At 62.8% G+C, this 16,946-nt stretch carries 12 protein-coding genes; 4 read left to right on the top strand and 8 right to left on the bottom strand.

The features are described 5' to 3' along the window. Positions 1-38: 38 nt before the first annotated feature. The 3 genes from CJU94_RS17195 (at position 39) to CJU94_RS17185 (ending at position 2,142) form a co-directional block, all read left to right on the top strand. Positions 39-503: a hypothetical protein gene (locus CJU94_RS17195; RefSeq protein WP_095419711.1), complete on the top strand. Its 465-nt coding sequence runs from the start codon at positions 39-41 to the stop codon at positions 501-503. A gap of 164 nt (positions 504-667) precedes the next feature. After that, positions 668-1,366, top strand: a complete 699-nt coding sequence (locus CJU94_RS17190; RefSeq protein ID WP_095419710.1) for a serine O-acetyltransferase — start codon at positions 668-670, stop codon at positions 1,364-1,366. 5 nt (positions 1,367-1,371) lie between these two features. After that, the gene (locus CJU94_RS17185) at positions 1,372-2,142 is read left to right on the top strand and encodes an alanyl-tRNA editing protein (protein WP_095419709.1); all 771 of its coding nucleotides are present in this window, start codon (positions 1,372-1,374) and stop codon (positions 2,140-2,142) included. A 96-nt stretch (positions 2,143-2,238) separates the two neighbouring features. Here the strand turns inward: CJU94_RS17185 and CJU94_RS17180 are convergent, their stop codons facing one another. Genes CJU94_RS17180 through CJU94_RS17170 form a run of 4 tightly spaced genes read right to left on the bottom strand, consistent with a single transcriptional unit; the run spans position 2,239 to position 6,028 of the window. Beyond that, positions 2,239-3,153, bottom strand: coding sequence for a PLP-dependent cysteine synthase family protein (locus CJU94_RS17180; RefSeq protein ID WP_095419708.1), 915 nt, complete (start codon positions 3,151-3,153; stop codon positions 2,239-2,241). Between the two features lie 22 nt (positions 3,154-3,175). Then, complete coding sequence (gene moeB, locus CJU94_RS17175; protein WP_244220858.1) at positions 3,176-4,672, bottom strand: molybdopterin-synthase adenylyltransferase MoeB; 1,497 nt, start codon at positions 4,670-4,672, stop codon at positions 3,176-3,178. After that, complete coding sequence (locus CJU94_RS41575) at positions 4,594-5,064, bottom strand: M67 family metallopeptidase (protein ID WP_208645326.1); 471 nt, start codon at positions 5,062-5,064, stop codon at positions 4,594-4,596. The genes moeB and CJU94_RS41575 overlap by 79 nt, the downstream gene beginning before the upstream one ends. A 7-nt stretch (positions 5,065-5,071) precedes the next feature. Then, positions 5,072-6,028, bottom strand: a complete 957-nt coding sequence (locus CJU94_RS17170) for a DMT family transporter (RefSeq protein ID WP_095419707.1) — start codon at positions 6,026-6,028, stop codon at positions 5,072-5,074. 113 nt (positions 6,029-6,141) lie between these two features. Here CJU94_RS17170 and CJU94_RS17165 point away from each other — a divergent pair, with 113 nt between their 5' ends. Next, on the top strand, positions 6,142-7,542 hold the full coding sequence (locus CJU94_RS17165; protein WP_279636608.1) for an aminotransferase-like domain-containing protein: 1,401 nt from the start codon (positions 6,142-6,144) through the stop codon (positions 7,540-7,542). Positions 7,543-7,544: 2 nt separating this feature from the next. On the opposite strand, the gene CJU94_RS17160 is transcribed toward CJU94_RS17165, so the two are convergent. From CJU94_RS17160 to CJU94_RS17145, 4 genes are all read right to left on the bottom strand, one after another. Beyond that, a complete protein-coding gene (locus tag CJU94_RS17160) occupies positions 7,545-10,856 on the bottom strand; it encodes an efflux RND transporter permease subunit (protein WP_095419705.1) in 3,312 nt (1,103 codons plus the stop codon). Between the two features lie 3 nt (positions 10,857-10,859). Continuing rightward, positions 10,860-13,994: an MdtB/MuxB family multidrug efflux RND transporter permease subunit gene (locus CJU94_RS17155; protein ID WP_095419704.1), complete on the bottom strand. Its 3,135-nt coding sequence runs from the start codon at positions 13,992-13,994 to the stop codon at positions 10,860-10,862. Between the two features lie 18 nt (positions 13,995-14,012). Next, on the bottom strand, positions 14,013-15,410 hold the full coding sequence (locus tag CJU94_RS17150) for an MdtA/MuxA family multidrug efflux RND transporter periplasmic adaptor subunit (protein WP_095420412.1): 1,398 nt from the start codon (positions 15,408-15,410) through the stop codon (positions 14,013-14,015). 362 nt (positions 15,411-15,772) lie between these two features. Next, entirely contained in the window at positions 15,773-16,609 is an 837-nt protein-coding gene (locus CJU94_RS17145) for an IclR family transcriptional regulator (RefSeq protein WP_095419703.1), read from the bottom strand. Positions 16,610-16,946 lie beyond the last annotated feature (337 nt).

Genomic DNA, 16,946 nt, shown 5'->3' with positions numbered 1-16,946 from the left:
GCGTGCCGGACTGAGTTGTTTTGCTTCTTGAGCTTGCGATGCCGATTCTCGTTGCGTTGTTTGCGCTGGCCGCGCTCGTGTATGGCGCGGTCCGCGCGTTTCATGCCCTGCAGGCCGCGTTCGGACCGGCCGTCGCGGTCGGCGTCGCCATGCTGGCCGCTTTGCTGTTGCTGGCCGCCCTCGCTCATGGGTGGCGCCGCCGCAAGGAAGTGTCGCCGAATATCCGCGATGGCGATTGGACTCACGAACTCAAGGGCAGTTGGGGATCGGTCCGCCTCGCTGCCGGCAAGCGGCTGTGTGAGATTCGGGTCGGCGCGCAGCACGGTGCCTATATCTTCGCCGATCTGCTTGGGGCAGAGGCGCAAGGCCGCGAGGCGCAAGCGCAGGTCGTCCTGATGGTCAAGGATGCGGCGCGTGAGGTGTGGGTGTTGCCCATGTCGAGCGAGCGGCAGGCGAGGCAATGGCAGCGGATCTTGCTGCTTGCCAGAGATCAGAAGCTGTGAAGGGCAGGCGGCTCATCCGTCCGGCAACGCCGGCGCGGGGAGGGGGATCGAACAGGGCGCTGCCGGGCCTTTGACCGTATAGACGGCCAGGTTTCGGACTTGTCCCATAGCCGCATGCGTCGCCCGTTGGCATAACGATAGTTATCGCGAACGTGGACGGATAAATGCCAGACAAGCTCGTTCAAAACCTCCTTCATGCGGCATTGATGGAATGCTGCTCACCCGCACTGGTCGATCGAATCGCAACGCACGCGCAGTGTGCCGCGGCGGCTGTCGCGGCCGCACACGATCTGAATGCCTTCGCCGCCAAGGACCCCGCATCTCGCGGTTCGGCCGAAGAGATAGCGTTCGGCTACTCGTCCTTCAAGGCGGTGCTTCACTACCGGCTGGCTCACGCCATTCTCGATATGGCCTTGCTCGAGGGCGACCCGGACAAAGCAATCGAGAGCGTCGCCGCCCTCGTATCGGCGCGCGGCAAGCTGCTCTCGGGCGCCGAGATTCATCCGCGCTGTCACATCGGCCGGCGCTTCGTTCTGGACCACGGGTGGGGTACGGTGATCGGCGAAACGTCGCGCATCGGTGACGACTGCTACGTTCTCGGTGGCGTCGTGCTCGGCGCCAAGGGCATATCCGGAAATCCGTCCGGCAAACGACATCCCACCTTGGGAAATCGCGCCCAGGTCGGTGCCTTCACGCGGATTTTCGGCGACATAGTCATTGGCGACGACGTGTTCATCTCGCCGCATTGCGTGATCACAGAGAACGTTCCCGCTGGCTCGATCGTCACGCTCAAATCCGCCCTTCAACTGACACGGAGGCGAGATTCCGAACGTCCTGCCGAAACCCTGATAGATCTTTCCTGACTGCCATGTTTTCATTGAACCGCAAGACCAACAAGCGCTATTACGAGGATTTCAATCTTGACCGCTGTGCCGCGACGGTCGTCAAGCTCGGTGCGGGCTTTGTCGAACTCGATGCTACCGTTGCGTATCCGGAGGGAGGAGGGCAGGACGCGGACCACGGTGTCATCGCCCTGAAGGGTGGCGTCGAAGTTCGCTTCATTCATGCCAGGAAAATGTACGGCGATCATCTGGCAATCGCAGACTGTCCCGAGATCCAGGTGGGCGGGGTGATCGAACATATCGTTCATCCGGATGACATTGGACATCTCGCGAACGTACGAGTCGGCGACGCGGTCGAGGTGCGAATCGACCGTTTGCGCCGGGCGCAACTTTCCCTGAGTCACACGGCGTGCCATCTGCTCCTGATCGGCGCGCAACAGATAAGACCGGACGCGGCGGCCCGGATACTCGGATGTCATATTCGAACCGACGCCGCGCGGCTCGATTTCGCCGTGGAGGAGCGGATCTCCACGGCAGAAATTCGTGAGATAGAAGCCATCGCCAATGCATTTGTCCTGCGAGCCAGTGATGTGCGCGTGTATCCGTATTCTGTCCACCCGGATGCCCGCTATTGGGAGTGCGAGGGCAATGTGATCCCTTGTGGTGGCACTCACCTCGACAATGCGCGGCCGATCGGGCCGATGGAGATACGCCGCAAGAGCATGGGCGCGGGTAAAGAGCGTCTATCGTGCTCGTTTAGCGAAGCCGTATTTGCGCCAGACGCCTTTCATTCGTGATTGCTTCTGGGGGCATGCACTCAACCCTCTCCGGCCGGACCGGTGAGGGTTGAGCGAAGTGCGAAGGAAAGCGAAGGAAATAGGATGTCGCTGCCGCTATGCGAAAGAAGATAAGTAAGACTCGACGCCGTCGTAAATCATGGTTAGCACGACGGCTCTTTCGGGCAGCATGTTCTTCAGTTTAGAGACTGCCACAAGGTTGGCCGCCGAGGAAATGCCGAGGCTGATCGAGTCGCTCCGCATGGTTTGCCGGACCCTCTCCTCGCACTCGAGGCTGGAAACCTTGATCATGCCATCCAGTACCGACAGGTTCAGAATGGCCGGAACGACGCCGATCGACAACCCCTGGATGTCATGCGGCGCATGCCGGTCGGCCAGCAGATCGCATTGCTCCGGCTCGACACCGAGCACGCGCATATTGGGCCAATGGTGCTTGAGCGTCTCGCCAATCCCGGTGATATGTCCTCCCGTGCCGATCCCGGCAACGAAGCAGTCGACTTGACGTTCGCCGAAGTCGCGGATGATTTCCTGAGCCGTGAACTGTCGATGTGTTTGCGGATTGGCGTGGTTACGCTGCTGATTGAGCATCACATAAGTGGGATGTTCGAGTTGCAACTCCATGGCCCGTTGGCCGTGTGAATTATTTCCCAGGCGGCTGTCCGAGAGCACCACCTTGGCGCCATACAGTCGCAGCAGTTTTTGCTTTTCTGAACTGTAGTTATCGGGTATCACCAGCACCACCCGGTAGCCGAGAATATTGCCGGCGATCGCGAGTCCAATACCGGTATTGCCGCCGCTAGGCTCTATGATGGTCTGCCGACTGCCCCGTACGAGCACGCCCTTGCGTTCAGCGTCGAGAATCATGCCCAAGGCGATCCGGGCCTTGTGGCTACCGCCTGGATTGAAGGATTCAAGCTTCGCAAAGACATCTAGCCCGAGTTCGCCGGATAGGGCGCCGAGGCGAACGATAGGCGTGTTGCCTATGACATCGAGTATCGACTGGTAAATCATCGTATCGGCACCGGATTGCGGACTAATAGATGGGCATGTCGGGCTCGACGTCCCTTACCCAGCGCTTCATGCCGCCTTCGAGCACCTTGACGTCGGGGAAGCCTGCCTCCCTCAGGATGGTTGCGGCGCGCTCGGCCCGCTGTCCGCCATAGCAGATCAAATAATGTGTCTGACGCGAATCCAGTAAGGCGATGCGCTCGTTCAGTTCGTGGAGAGGAATGTGCAACACTCCGGGCAGCCTGCAGACTTCCAGTTCATTCGCGTCGCGCACGTCGAGCAAGATTGGGGGGCTGTCGGCGCGCGCCATGATTGCCTTGAGCGCTTGCGGTTCGATAAAGAAATTTGAGGCCAACCGTTGTCGGCCAGCGTTCGCGCTTGAGCATAGCGATTCGGCGGGTTCGCCGAGCGTGTCATGACAGTTCGGGGAGCATGAGCGGCAGTCCGGTCGGCGCGCGAACCGAACCTCGTTAAATCGCATGGACAGCGCGTCGAAGCGTAACAGCCGGCCGGCCAGCGATTCGCCAAGATCGAGAATCAACTTGATCGCCTCAGTTGCCTGAATGAGACCGACAACGCCGGGCAGCACGCCAATGACGCCGCCTGCGCTACAGTTCGGCGCCAATTCCGGCGGCGGGCTGTTGGGAAAAAGGCAACGATAGCAGGGTCCTCCGCGATGATTGAAAACGCTCATTTGCCCTTCAAAGCGGTATATCGCGCCGTAGACGAGCGGCTTGCCTAACTGCGCGCACGCGTCATTCACGAGGTAGCGCGATGCGAAGTTGTCCGTGCCGTCGACTATCACGTCGTACTGCCCAATCAGATGCCGCGCATTATCTGCGTCGAGCGCGACAGCATAGGTGTCGATCTGAATGTCTGCGTTCAGGTCATGCAACCGCTGTTTCGCCGACTCCACCTTGAGCATGCCGAGCGTGCTGTTCCCATGCACGACCTGACGCTGCAGATTGCTGCGCTCCACCACGTCGAAGTCGATCAGCCCGAGGGTGCCTACACCGGCAGCCGCCAGATAAAGACACACTGGCGAGCCCAGACCCCCGGTGCCGATAATCAGGACCTTTGCCTTCTTGAGGCGCAATTGGCCCGCGCGCCCCACACCCGGCAACGTGATGTGACGCACGTAGCGGCGAATCTCGTCATTGGAAAGGTGGTCGGTGTCGAGGCCGCCCGATGTGGCCAGCATGATCTCAGTTTCGCCGCCGCTCGGCAGGACGTGTTCGAGGTCTGCGAGTTCGCCCGAGCAGGTCAGGAGGAAGTGTTCCTTGAAAGCGCCGTTCTCGTAAAACAGGTGGGCACGCAGCAGCGAGTGACGCGCGCAAACGTGCTCGATCACTTCTCGCAGTGTGCCGCCGTCGACTTCCATGCGAGAGGCAGGTAGCCGTGCGGCTCTTGCGAGAACTTCCGGGAAGATCACTGTTTTCATTGTCAGTTCCTGATTTGTGCCGTCGAGTCTTTTTCGTTGGTGTGAATCTCTTGAACGCAGGCAAAACAGCGGCCATTCCATTGGAAGAGCTTTGCCGCTTTAGCATGACCCTTGCGGATATCTACGACCAGATAAGCGACCGGGTACGCGGGCTCGCCCATGAACAACGCCTTGCTCGCGTCTTCATGACTGAAGTAGGCGCCGACGTCCGGATGCGAGTGGTAAATGACCGCGACGGGGTTGCTGCTTCGAAAGCTTCGGTTCATTGCGAGCGTGTCGGCGACGGAGAACGTGTAGCCATTCGCGCCTGTGCGCGTGTGGATATCAGGTTGCCGGTGATGCAACTCGCTCTGGATATTGATGCCGTGATGAACGGTCCCGTCGGCGAAAATAAAGCCGCAACACTCCTCGGGATAGGTGCTGCAGGCGTGGTGGTAGATGCGCTGAAGATTTTCGTGATTGAGCATGTCCATACCTGCCTCACGGTGCCGTCTGGTTGGTTTTCGCCATGAGTTTTTCCACGGGCGACTTTGTGATGGCGAATCCCAGCAGCAACACGGCTGAATAGAAACAGAGGTCCTTCGAAATCGGCAGCCCCTCGTACCATGAACCGATCACCACGGCGAACACGGGGAAAATGATGAACACGAACGAGAGAATGACCGGGCTGAGCCGCTTGAGCAAAAAGAAATAGACGATGAAGCCGCCGACCGACGCCGCCAATCCCAGGTAGGCCAGCGCGCCCCACGACCGAAGCGTGATGTCGGCGAGTCTGGGATGTTCGAGGAACGCTCCTGCAATGAACAGCATGAAGCCGGCGATGCCGATCGGCAGGGTGTTAAAGGTGATCACGCTGATGTTCGCGCCCTGGCGTTTGGTGATGACGTAACACAAGGCATGCATGACCGCGGCAGCGAGAATCGTCAGAACCCCGAGGAACTCGGCATGATCCATGTGCATGCCTTGAGTCTTGATGATCATGAACAGGCTGCCGAAACCGACGGCGATGCCGATGAGTTGTGAGAAATAGATTTTTTCTCGCAAAAATAATGCGGAAAATATCAAGATAAAGACGGGCATGCTGCTGAATATCAGGGCTGTCAATCCCGAGGCGACATGTATCTCGCCGTAGTTGAGCAAATAATACGGAATGCAAAAGTAGCTCAGCGTGATGAAAATAAAAAAGCCGACCTTCTCACGCGGGAACAAAAGCGACTCTTTGCGCACCAACGCAAAGACGAGGAAGAGCGGGAAGGCGATCAGAAAGCGCAAGCCGGCCGAAGTGAGCGGCGGCGTGCTTTCGACGGCTATCTTGATGCCCAGCCAGGTGGTGCCCCAACTTAGACAGACAATCAGAAAGAGGATGGACGTCACACACCCGCTGCGCCAGTCTCTGCGGGTCTTGTGCGGAATATCGATAGTGGCCGTGATCGGCATGATGTCAATGGATTCCTTGTCTTGATTTCAATCTCGATGAATCAATAAAATCGGCACGGATGAGCTCGATAATCGTATTAGGATGCCTAATGACAGTCAAACCAATTATTGACATGGTTTCAATTCTGAAGCCGGCAATGGAGAGTGGGCGCACCGCAAAATACAAACGCCTGGCAGAGGCGCTCGCGGCGCGAATTCACGACGGTTCGATCGCGGGCGGAGCCAAGCTACCGCCGCACCGTCTGCTGGCTGACAGGCTGGCTGTGACGCCCGGCACGGTGAGCCGCGCGTACGCCGAACTGGAGCGCATTGGACTAATTGTCGCGAGAGTGGGAGACGGGACCTTCGTGCGCAAACTCGGTTTGGAGCGTGCACGCGACCGCGGCTTCAAGAATTTCGTCGACGAGCCGCAGCGGTGCATCGATATGAGCCGCAGCATGCCTGTTTCCGGGCAGGAGACTGTCATGCTCGCGCGCAGCCTCGAGGCGCTGGCCGCGGATGCCGAGACCCTGCGCGAACTCATGCTCTATACGCCGGAGCTCGGTTCGGCGCGACATCGTCGGGCCGGCGCGCGATGGTTGAGCCACGGTGATTTCGCCGCCGAGCCCGAACAGATCGTGTGTGTCAACGGCGCCCAGCACGGGTTGCTCTGCACGCTGCTTGCGTTGCTTCGCGCCGGAGATATCGTGGCCACTGAACGCCTGACTTATCCGGGGCTGATTAGCGCGGCGCGCCTGGTTGGCATCAAGCTGCTCGGCATCGAAATGGACGGCGAGGGGCTCGTGCCTCTTGCACTGCTGGAGGCATGCCGTACCCATCGTATATCGGCGCTGTACTGCACGCCGAGCATCCAGAATCCGACCAGCGCCGTGCTGTCGGTCGAACGCCGCAAGGTCGTCGCCGAGGTCTGCCGCGCGCACAATGTCCTGATTATCGAGGACGACGTGCATGGCGTGTTGATGGCGAACCGGCCGCCGCCGATCAGTCTGTTCGCGCCCGAGCGCGGCATCGTGATCGGCAGTTTGAGCAAGGTCGTCGCGGCAGGCTTGCGGGTCGGCTATGTCCATGCGCCTGGGCCGTTGATCAGCCGCTTCGGCGCCGCGGTGAGTTCCACCTGCTGGATGGCGACGCCGCTACCAATCGAACTCGCGAGCCGCTGGATAGAGGAAGGGGTGGCGCAGGCGCTGATACGTCAGCAGGCGGCCGAGTTCGAACGTCGAAAACACCTGGTGCAGAGCCATCTTGCAGGACTGAATTACGTGTCGCATCCGCAGAGTCCGCACTTCTGGATAGAGGTTCCAGCGCCGGGACGCGCGGCGAATGTTCAGACCGTCTTGAGACAGCAGAACTGTCTTGTCAGTGCCGCCGACCTGTTTGCGGCGGGACAGAGCGCCGTGCCGCAGTTCGTGCGCGCGAGCGTGAGTCATGCTGTGGGAGGCGATGAAGTCCTGCAATCGGGTTTCGCGGCGCTGTCGGCCACATTGCGACAACACGCGCGCGCGAAACCCCAATGACATCAGGAAGGCGCAACGCCCGTTCTGCGAGCCTTGCGCGACTCCCACCTCACGCGGATCCGGTCCATATAGAGATACACCACCGGCGTCGTATAAAGCGTGAGCATCTGACTGACAATCAGGCCGCCCACAATCGCGATCCCGAGCGGCGCGCGCAGCTCCGCGCCTTCGCCGCGCCCGAACGCGAGCGGCAGTGCGCCGAGAAGTGCGGCAAACGTCGTCATCATGATCGGCCGGAAGCGCAACAGACACGCCTGGAAGATCGCGTCGCGCGAAGACAGCCCTTGCCGTGATGCTTCAATGGCGAAGTCCACCATCATGATCGCGTTCTTCTTCACGATACCGATCAGCAGAATCACGCCGATCAGCGCGATGATGCTGAACTCGGTCTTGAACAGCAGCAGCGCCAGCAACGCTCCCACGCCCGCAGAGGGCAGCGTGGACAGAATCGTCAGCGGGTGGATATAGCTCTCGTAGAGCATCCCCAGCACGATATACACGGCGGCCAGCGCGGCCAGAATCAGGATCGGCTGATCGGACATGGACTGCTGGAACGCCTGCGCCGTGCCCTGGAAGCTGCCGTGGATGGTGCCCGGCATGCCGATCTGCGCCATCGTGTCGTAGATCGCCTGGGTCGCCGTCGAAAGCGAGACGCCCGGCGGCAGGTTGAACGAAATCGTCGAGGCCACGAACTGGCTCTGGTGGTTCACGGAGAGCGGCGTATTGCCCGGCCCGAAGCTCGCGATCGCCGACAGCGGCACCATGGTTTCCTTCGCGGTCGAGACCGCCGCGCCCGACGAAGCGCTCGACTTGCCGCTCGCCGCGATCGAATTGATCGCCAGGTTGCGCGCGGAGTCGGCGGCGATGCTCGCCGCGCTCGAGGCGGTCGTGCCCGCCGTGCCGCCCGTCGTTGCGCTCGTCGAGGCGGTGCTCGCCGCCGCGGTCACCGTGCCCGCCGGCGCATTGGTGGTCTGCGCGCCGCTCGCGCTGCCGCCGGAGGTGCTGATGTAGATCTGCTTGAGCATGTCCGGGCTCTGCCAGTACTTCGGCGCGACTTCCATCACGACGTGATACTGGTTCAGCGGGTTGTAGATGGTCGACACCTGGCGCTGGCCAAACGCGTCGTACAAGGTGTTGTCGATCTGCGCCGGCTTGATGCCGAGGCGCGCGGCGGTCGCCCGGTCGATCGTCACCATGGCTTCGAGGCCGCCTTGCTGCTGGTCGGAATTCACGTCCGCGAGTTCGGGGCGCGCCTGCAACGCCTCGGTGAGTTTCGGCCCCCACCGGTACAGGTCGGGCGTCGAATCGGCGAGTAGCGTGAACTGGTACTGCGCGTTCGATTGCCGTCCGCCGACGCGAATGTCCTGCACGGCCTGCAGGAACGTCCGCGCGCCGGCCACGTCGCCGAGCGGTGCGCGCAGTTGCTGGATCACCTGATCGGCGGAGAGCTTGCGCTCGGACTTCGGTTTCAGTGTCACGAACATGAAGCCGGAGTTGGTCTGCCGCCCGCCGGTGAAGCCGGCCACGCTGTCCACCGCCGGATTCTTGCCGACAATCTCCATCATCTGCGCGAACTTGCCTTTCATGGCCTGGAACGAGGTGCTCTGGTCGGCCTGAATGCCGCCGATCAGCCGCCCCGTGTCCTGCTGCGGAAAGAAGCCCTTCGGCACGATGATGTACAGCCACACGTTCAGGCCGATCGTCAGCAAAAGCACCGTCACAAGCAGGCGCGGATGCAGCAGCGCCCAGCCGAGCGTGCGCTCGTAGCCGCGCTGCAGCGACGCGAAGCCGCGTTCGAGCCAGCGGCCGAAGCGGCCTTCTTCCCTCTGCTCGTGCGGCTCGCGCAGCAGGCGCGAGCACATCATCGGCGTAAGCGTGAGGGAGACGATCAGCGACACGCCGATCGCGAGCGAGAGCGTCAGCGCGAATTCGCGGAACAGCCGCCCGACAATGCCGCCCATCAGCAGAATCGGCAGGAACACGGCGACCAGCGAGATGCTGATCGACAGCACGGTGAAGCCGACCTCGCGCGCGCCGAGAAAGGCCGCCTTCATGCGCGGCACGCCGTTCTCGATATGCCGGGAGATGTTCTCCAGCACCACGATCGCGTCGTCCACCACGAAGCCGGTCGCGATGGTCAACGCCATCAGCGAGAGGTTGTCGATCGAGAAACCGAGCAGATACATCGCGCCGAACGTGCCGATGATCGAGATCGGCACGGCCACGCTCGGAATCAGCGTGGCGCGCCAGTTGCGCAGGAACAGGAACACCACCATCACCACCAGCGCCACCGCGATCATCAGCGTGTGCTCGGTGTCCTTCAGCGACGCGCGGATCGTGGTGGAGCGGTCGGCGGCCGGCGCGATCTCGACGTCCGCGGGCAGCGACGCGTGCAGTTGCGGCAGCATCGCCGTCACCCGGTCGATGGTGTCGATGATGTTCGCACCGGGCTGGCGGTACAGGATCACCAGCACCGAACGCTTGCCGTTGAAGAGGCCGAGGTTGCGCAGATCTTCGACCGAATCGACCACCTCGGCCACGTCGGAGAGCTTCACCGCCGAGCCGTTGCGATAGGCGATGATCAGGTCCCTGTATTGCGACGCCTTGCTGGCCTGGTCGTTGGTGTAGATCTGCACGCGGTTCGGGCCGAATTCGATCGAACCCTTCGGACTGTTCGCGTTGGCGGCGGCGAGCGCCGCGCGCACGTCTTCGAGGCCGATGCCGTAGTGCGAGAGCGCGTTCGGCTCCAGTTCGACGCGTACGGCCGGATTGGCCGAACCGCTCACGTCCACTTCGCCGACGCCGTCCACCTGCGACAGCGACTGTTGCAGCACGGTCGCCGCGGAGTCGTACAACTGGCCGGCGGTGAGCGTTTTCGAGGTGAGCGCCAGAATCAGGATCGGCGCGTCGGCCGGATTCACCTTGTGGTACGTCGGGTTGCTGCGCAGGCTCGCCGGCAGATCGGCGCGCGCCGCGTTGATGGCGGCCTGCACGTCGCGCGCGGCTCCGTCGATGTCGCGGTTCAGGCCGAACTGCATGGTGATGCGCGTGGAGCCGACTGAGCTCATCGAGGTCATTTCGGTAACGTCGGCGATCGAGCCGAGATGCCGTTCAAGCGGGCTGGCGACGCTGGTCGCCACGGTATCCGGGCTCGCGCCCGGCAGCGTGGCCTGCACCGAAATGGTCGGGAAATCGACCTGCGGCAGCGGCGCCACCGGCAGCTTCGTGAACGCGAAAATACCGGCCAGCGCGATGCCGACCGCGAGCAGCGTGGTGGCGACCGGGCGCGAGATAAACGGACGCGACAGGTTCATTGCTCAGTTCCCCGCGTCGGTGGCGGGCGGCGTCGGCTCCGTGGACGACCCGCCGCGATTGAAGCGCTCACGCGCGCGGCGGCCGAGCGAGTCGAACGCGAGGTAGATCACCGGCGTGGTGAAGAGCGTCAGCAACTGGCTGACGATCAACCCGCCCGCAATCGCGATACCGAGCGGGCGGCGCAACTCCGAACCGGCGCCGGTGCCTAGCATGAGCGGCAGCGCGCCGAGCAGGGCGGCGAGCGTGGTCATCAGAATCGGCCGGAAGCGCAGCAGACACGCCTGATAGATCGCTTCGCGCGGCGGCTTGCCCTCCTCGCGCTCGGCGTAGAGCGCGAAGTCGATCATCATGATCGCGTTCTTCTTCACGATACCGATCAGCAGCACGATGCCGATGATGCCGATGATGTCCAGATCGTGCCCGGTGATGAGCAGCGCCAGCAGCGCGCCGACACCGGCCGAGGGCAGCGTGGAGAGAATCGTGATCGGATGGATGAAGCTCTCGTACAGCACGCCCAGCACGATATACATCGTGACGATTGCCGCGAGGATCAGGAACAGCTCGTTCGACAGCGACGCCTGGAACGCCAGCGCCGCGCCCTGGTAGCGCGTCTGGAACGACGCGGGCAAGCCGATGTCCTTCTGCGCCTGATCGATCGCTTTCACCGCCGCGCCGAGCGAAGAGCCCGGCGCGAGGTTGAACGACACGGTGGTGGCCGGGAACTGGCTTAGGTGCGTGACCAGCAGCGGCGCGGGTTTCTCGATGAAGCGCGCGATCGAGGAGAGCGGCACCTGGCCGCCGGTGGACGTGGAAGAGGGCAGATAGATCGACTTCAGCGATTCGGTGTAGTGCTGCATCTGCGGCTGCGCTTCCAGAATCACGCGGTACTGGTTCGACTGCGTGAAGATGGTCGAGATGATGCGCTGGCCGAACGCGTCGTACAGCGCGCTGTCCACGGTGGCCGGCGTGATGCCGTAACGCGATGCGGTGGCGCGGTCGATCTCGATGTAGACCGACTGGCCGTTGTCCTGCAGATCGGTGGCGACGTCCGCCAGTTCGGGCGACTGCCGCAGGCGCTCGACGAGCTTCGGCACCCACGTCGTGAATTCGCCGATATTCGGATCGGTCAGCATGAACTGATACTGCGTCGGGCTCACCGTCGAATCGATCGTCAGGTCCTGAACCGGCTGCATGTATAGCGACGCGCCGGGAATATGCGCGACGTCGCGTTGCAACTGGCGGATCACTTCGCTTGCGGTGCTGCTGCGGTCGTCGCGCGGCTTCAGGTTGATCAGCATGCGGCCGCTGTTCAGCGTGATATTGCTGCCGTCCACGCCGATGAACGAAGTCAGGCTTTCCACGTCCGGATTCTTCAGGATCTGCGCGGCGAGTTCCTGTTGACGCTCGGCCATCGACGCATACGACACCGATTGCGGCGCCTGCGTGATCGCCTGGATCACGCCGGTGTCCTGTACCGGGAAGAAGCCTTTCGGAATGTGCACGTACAGCAGTCCGGTCAGCACCAGCGTGAGGAGTGCGACGACCAGCGTGGAGCGCTGCCGGTTCAGCACCCACGTGAGCGCGACCGCGTAGCGCGCGATCACCCAGTCGATCGCGCGGTGCGCCTTGGCCTCGAAACGGTGGCTCTCGTGCGGCGGCGTGTGGCGCAGCAGCTTCGCGCACATCATCGGCACGAGCGTGAGCGACACGATCGCTGAGATCACGATCGTCACGGCGAGCGTAATGGCGAACTCGTGGAACAGGCGGCCGACCACGTCGCCCATGAAGAGCAGCGGAATCAGCACGGCGATCAGCGAGACCGTCAGCGAAATGATCGTGAAGCCGATCTGTTTCGAACCCTTGAGCGCGGCTTCGAGCGGCGACTCGCCTTCTTCCACGTAACGCGCGATGTTCTCGATCATCACGATCGCGTCGTCCACCACGAAGCCGGTCGCGATGGTCAGCGCCATCAGCGACAGGTTGTCCAGCGAGAAGCCGCATAGGTACATCACGGCAAGCGTGCCGATCAGCGACAGCGGCACCGAGAGACTCGGAATGATGGTCGCGTAGATGTTGGCGAGGAACAGGTACATCACCAGCACCACCAGCACCACCGACATGGCCAGTTCGAACTGCACGTCGCGCACGGATGCGCGGATCGTGGTGGTGCGGTCGGTGACGATCCGCACGTCGAGCGCGGCGGGCAGCGACTGCTGCAACCGTGGCAGCAGTTTCTTGATGCCGTCCACCACCTGGATCACGTTGGCGCCCGGCTGGCGCTGCACGTTCAGAATGATCGCGGGTGTGCCGTCCACCCAGGCGCCGAGCTTGGTATTCTCCGCGCCCTGCACGATGGTGGCGACGTCGGTCAGCATCACCGCGCGGCCGTTCTTGTACGCGACCACCGCGCTCTTGTAGGCCTCGGCGTCGGTCAACTGATCGTTCGCGTTGATCGTGTAGTTGCGCGTGGGACCGTCGAAGTTGCCCTTCGGCGTGTTGACGTTCAGGTTCGAGATGGTGGTGCGCAAATCGTCGAGATTCAGCCCATACGCGGCGAGCGCGCGCGGGTTCGCCTGAATGCGCACGGCCGGGCGCTGGCCGCCCGACAGGCTCACCAGACCCACGCCCGCCACCTGGGAAATTTTCTGCGCGAGACGCGTGTCGGCCAGATCCTGCACCTGGGTGAGCGGCAGCGTCTTCGAGGTGATCGCGAGCGTGATGATCGGCGCGTCGGCCGGATTGACCTTGGCGTAGATCGGCGGCGCCGGCAGGTCCGAGGGCAGCAGGTTGCCGGCCGCGTTGATGGCGGCCTGCACTTCCTGCTCGGCGATGTCGAGCGGCAGATCGAGGCTGAATTGCAGCGTGATGATCGACGAGCCGGCCGAGCTTTGCGACGACATCTGATTGAGCGACGGCATCTGCCCGAACTGGCGCTCGAGCGGCGCGGTGACCGACGAGGTCATCACGTCCGGGCTCGCGCCCGGATAGAAGGTCTGCACCTGGATGGTCGGATAATCGACTTCGGGCAGCGCGGAGAGCGGCAGAAAGCGCAGTGCGACGAGACCGACCAGCATGATCGCCGCCATCAGCAGCGCGGTGCCGACGGGACGCAGAATAAAGGCGCGGGATGGATTCATGCGACAGGTGCCGTGCCTTTATTGCGAGGCTTGCGCCGCGTGTTTGCCATGATGCCCGTGCGTGCCGGAGGCGCCCGACGCCGCGCCCGCGCCATGCGCACCGGAGGCGCCTGATGCACCTGAGGCACCACGGGGCTTGCCGGCCGGGATCGTGATTTTCGCGCCTTCCTTGAGGCGGTCCGAACCGTCGATCACGACGCGCTCGCCGACCGCCAGGCCGGTTTTGATGCTGGTGCGCTCGCCATCCACGGGGCCGATCTTGACCGGCCGCACGGTCACGGTGTTGTCCGGCTTCACGACGTAGACGAACGACCCCATCGAGCCGTTGAGCACGGCCGGCGTCGGCACGATCACGGCGTCCTTGATCGTATCGACCAGCAGGCGCGCATTCACGAACTGATTCGGAAACAGCAGGTTCTTGCTGTTCTGGAAGATCGCGCGCAGCTTGACCGTGCCGGTGGTGGTGTCGATCTGGTTGTCCAGCGTTTCGAGCGTGCCGCCTTCGAGCGACGTGGTGTTGCTGCGGTCATACGCGGTGACGGACAGCTTCGCGCCCGCCTGGGTCTGCTGGATGATCTGCTGCAGGTTGTCTTCGGAGGTGGTGAAGATCACGCTGATCGGCTGCAACTGCGTGATCACGACGATGCCGTTGGTCAGGCTCGGCGTCACGTAGTTGCCCGGATCGACCTGGCGCAGACCCACGCGGCCCGACACGGGCGCGGTGATGCGCGCATAGACGAGGTCGAGCTTGAAGGTGTCGATGTTGGCCTTGTCGGACTTCACCGTGCCTTCGTATTGCCGCACCAGCGAAGCCTGCGTATCGACCTGCTGGCTGGCGATCGAGTCTTGCGAGAGCAGCGTCTGATAACGCTTCAGGTCGAGGCGGGCGGTTTGCAGCAGCGCCTCGTCGCGCGCCAGCGTGCCTTGCGCGTTATCGAGCGAGATCTGATAGGGGCGCGGGTCGATCTGGGCCAGCACGTCGCCCTTTTTGACCATCTGGCCTTCCTTGAAATACACGTCCTGCAGCGTGCCGCTCAACTGCGGCAGCACCGTGACGTTGGCGAGCGGCGTGACCGTGCCGAGCGCGGTCAGCACCACCGGCATTTCACCCTGCGTGGCGGTCGCCACATGAACCGGTTGCGCCAGATTGGCCATGCCGCCGGGCCCGCCGCGACCGGGCCCCCCGCCGCTCGCGGCGCTTGCGCCGCCGCCGGGACCGCCCCACGGATGCCAGCGCCACAGCCCGAACCCGAGGACGGCGAGCGCGGCGACGATCAAGGCGAGATTGCGTCCGCGGTGCCGCTTCACCCTGCCTCGCGCGCCGTTCGGCGCGCCGGCCGGGCCGCCGCTGGAAGACGGTTGGGATGCCGGAGGGATGGGGCGTGGGGTTTCCGAATGCTTTTGTTGTTCGTCCATCGGTTCGGTCAGGTGACTGGCTTGGATGTGGGCCGCTCGCGCGTTCGTGCCGTTTCGACATTTCGGCGCAGCGGCGCGAGCGGCACGGCAGGCGGTTTCGACAACGCGTGCGCCGCGCTCGTTCAGCGCGATGCTACCGAAGACGCGGGACAAGGATGGTAACGCAAGGCGGCATCCTGGCAGGCGGGCGCAACGTCATCGAAAAGGAAGACGGCAAGCCGGACGTGCCTCCCGCGACGGGAAGGCATGATCCTACGTCGCGGGCTCTGCAACAGTCCACCCGCGTATTTTTCTTTTGATTACGAAGGTTACAGGATGGGTTGCCATGGCCATGGCCGCCGACCGGCGAGCCGTGGGTTGCCTCAGGTGTCGAGACGGCGCCCGGGCGTGCCGCCGATTTCCAGCATGATGTTGGCCACGCACTCGAGCAGGGCGGGCGCGGCGCGCGTGATCAGCCAGTCGCGCGGGCATTGATCCGCGGAGCCGCCGCAATTGACCGCGTAGCGCTCGCCCGACGGGCCGGTGAAGCCCAGCGCGATCGCGTTCAGGCCGTCGTACCATTCGCCCGTGGCGATCGCGAAGCCGCGCTCGATGGTTTCCTGCAATGAACTCTCGAGCCGGCTGCCGACATGGCCCCAGTCGTCGCCTTCGGCGGCCTGCAGGCCGATCAGCAATTTTTCCCGTTCCGGCGCTTCCAGCGCGGCCAGATAGGCGCGGCCGATGGCCGTGCGGCACAGATTCATGCGCGAGCCGATTTCGAGGCGCGACACCAGCACCGCCGAGCGCGGCCGGATCGCGTCGATCACCACCATATCGAGGCGGTCGCGCACGGCCAGATGCACGGACAATGCGGTGCGTTCCGCGAGTTCGATCAGGAACGGCCGCGCGCGGGCGCGAATGTCGAAATTGCGCAGAAAACCGTTGCTCAACTCCAGCACCGACGAGGTCAGTACAAAACGTTCGCTGTCGGGCAGACGGAACAGGAAACCCGCGCCCACCAGCGTGGCGGTGATCCGCGAAACGGTCGGCTTGGGAATGCCGGTCAGTTCGGTCAGCTCACGGTTGCTAAGCGGCGCGTCGGCGGCGGCGACGGAGCGCAGCACGGTCAGACCGCGCGCGAGGGCGGTCACTTCCTCGCCGGAGCCGTCTCTATCTTTGGCGGGCTCAGTTGCGGTTCGGGAGGGCGTGGGTCGGATCATGGCAATTTTTTGGAACTTTATTTCAGTTTTTTGTATTCAGCCGCACTGGAAAGCCTCTCTCACGGTGCCGCGGCTGGCCCCAAAGTGGGGCATGGAGGTGATTTTCCATAAGAAGATTCATTGTATCGGAACATTTTGCCGCAACGAATGAGGCCTCTTTAGATTTTGCTTGACTTAGTCAGCATAACCATAAAAAATGGAATCCTATTTCGAAAGACGGTTTCAGGTTCTGCATTTTGAAGTTTCGAACCGGCCGTGGTCCGCAGCATGTCTGGTCGAGTGTCTTCTCTCAGTCCACCGTAACAGTCCATGCCGCGCGCCTTCAAGGCGCCGCATC

The organism is Paraburkholderia aromaticivorans, from assembly GCF_002278075.1.
Lineage (GTDB): Bacteria > Pseudomonadota > Gammaproteobacteria > Burkholderiales > Burkholderiaceae > Paraburkholderia > Paraburkholderia aromaticivorans.
This window is presented reverse-complemented; position numbering and strand designations above follow the sequence as displayed.

Excerpts from the sequence above, each read along its gene's own strand:
- CJU94_RS17190 (WP_095419710.1), top strand. The coding sequence starts at position 668 with ATGCCAGACAAGCTCGTTCAAAACCTCCTTCATGCGGCATTGATGGAA.
- CJU94_RS17180 (WP_095419708.1), bottom strand. The coding sequence starts at position 3,153 with ATGATTTACCAGTCGATACTCGATGTCATAGGCAACACGCCTATCGTT.
- CJU94_RS17170 (WP_095419707.1), bottom strand. The coding sequence starts at position 6,028 with ATGCCGATCACGGCCACTATCGATATTCCGCACAAGACCCGCAGAGAC.
- CJU94_RS17195 (WP_095419711.1), top strand. The coding sequence starts at position 39 with ATGCCGATTCTCGTTGCGTTGTTTGCGCTGGCCGCGCTCGTGTATGGC.
- CJU94_RS17160 (WP_095419705.1), bottom strand. The coding sequence starts at position 10,856 with ATGAACCTGTCGCGTCCGTTTATCTCGCGCCCGGTCGCCACCACGCTG.
- CJU94_RS17155 (WP_095419704.1), bottom strand. The coding sequence starts at position 13,994 with ATGAATCCATCCCGCGCCTTTATTCTGCGTCCCGTCGGCACCGCGCTG.
- CJU94_RS17150 (WP_095420412.1), bottom strand. The coding sequence starts at position 15,410 with ATGGACGAACAACAAAAGCATTCGGAAACCCCACGCCCCATCCCTCCG.
- CJU94_RS41575 (WP_208645326.1), bottom strand. The coding sequence starts at position 5,064 with ATGGACATGCTCAATCACGAAAATCTTCAGCGCATCTACCACCACGCC.
- CJU94_RS17145 (WP_095419703.1), bottom strand. The coding sequence starts at position 16,609 with ATGATCCGACCCACGCCCTCCCGAACCGCAACTGAGCCCGCCAAAGAT.
- moeB (WP_244220858.1), bottom strand. The coding sequence starts at position 4,672 with ATGGAATGGCCGCTGTTTTGCCTGCGTTCAAGAGATTCACACCAACGA.
- CJU94_RS17165 (WP_279636608.1), top strand. The coding sequence starts at position 6,142 with ATGGTTTCAATTCTGAAGCCGGCAATGGAGAGTGGGCGCACCGCAAAA.
- CJU94_RS17185 (WP_095419709.1), top strand. The coding sequence starts at position 1,372 with ATGTTTTCATTGAACCGCAAGACCAACAAGCGCTATTACGAGGATTTC.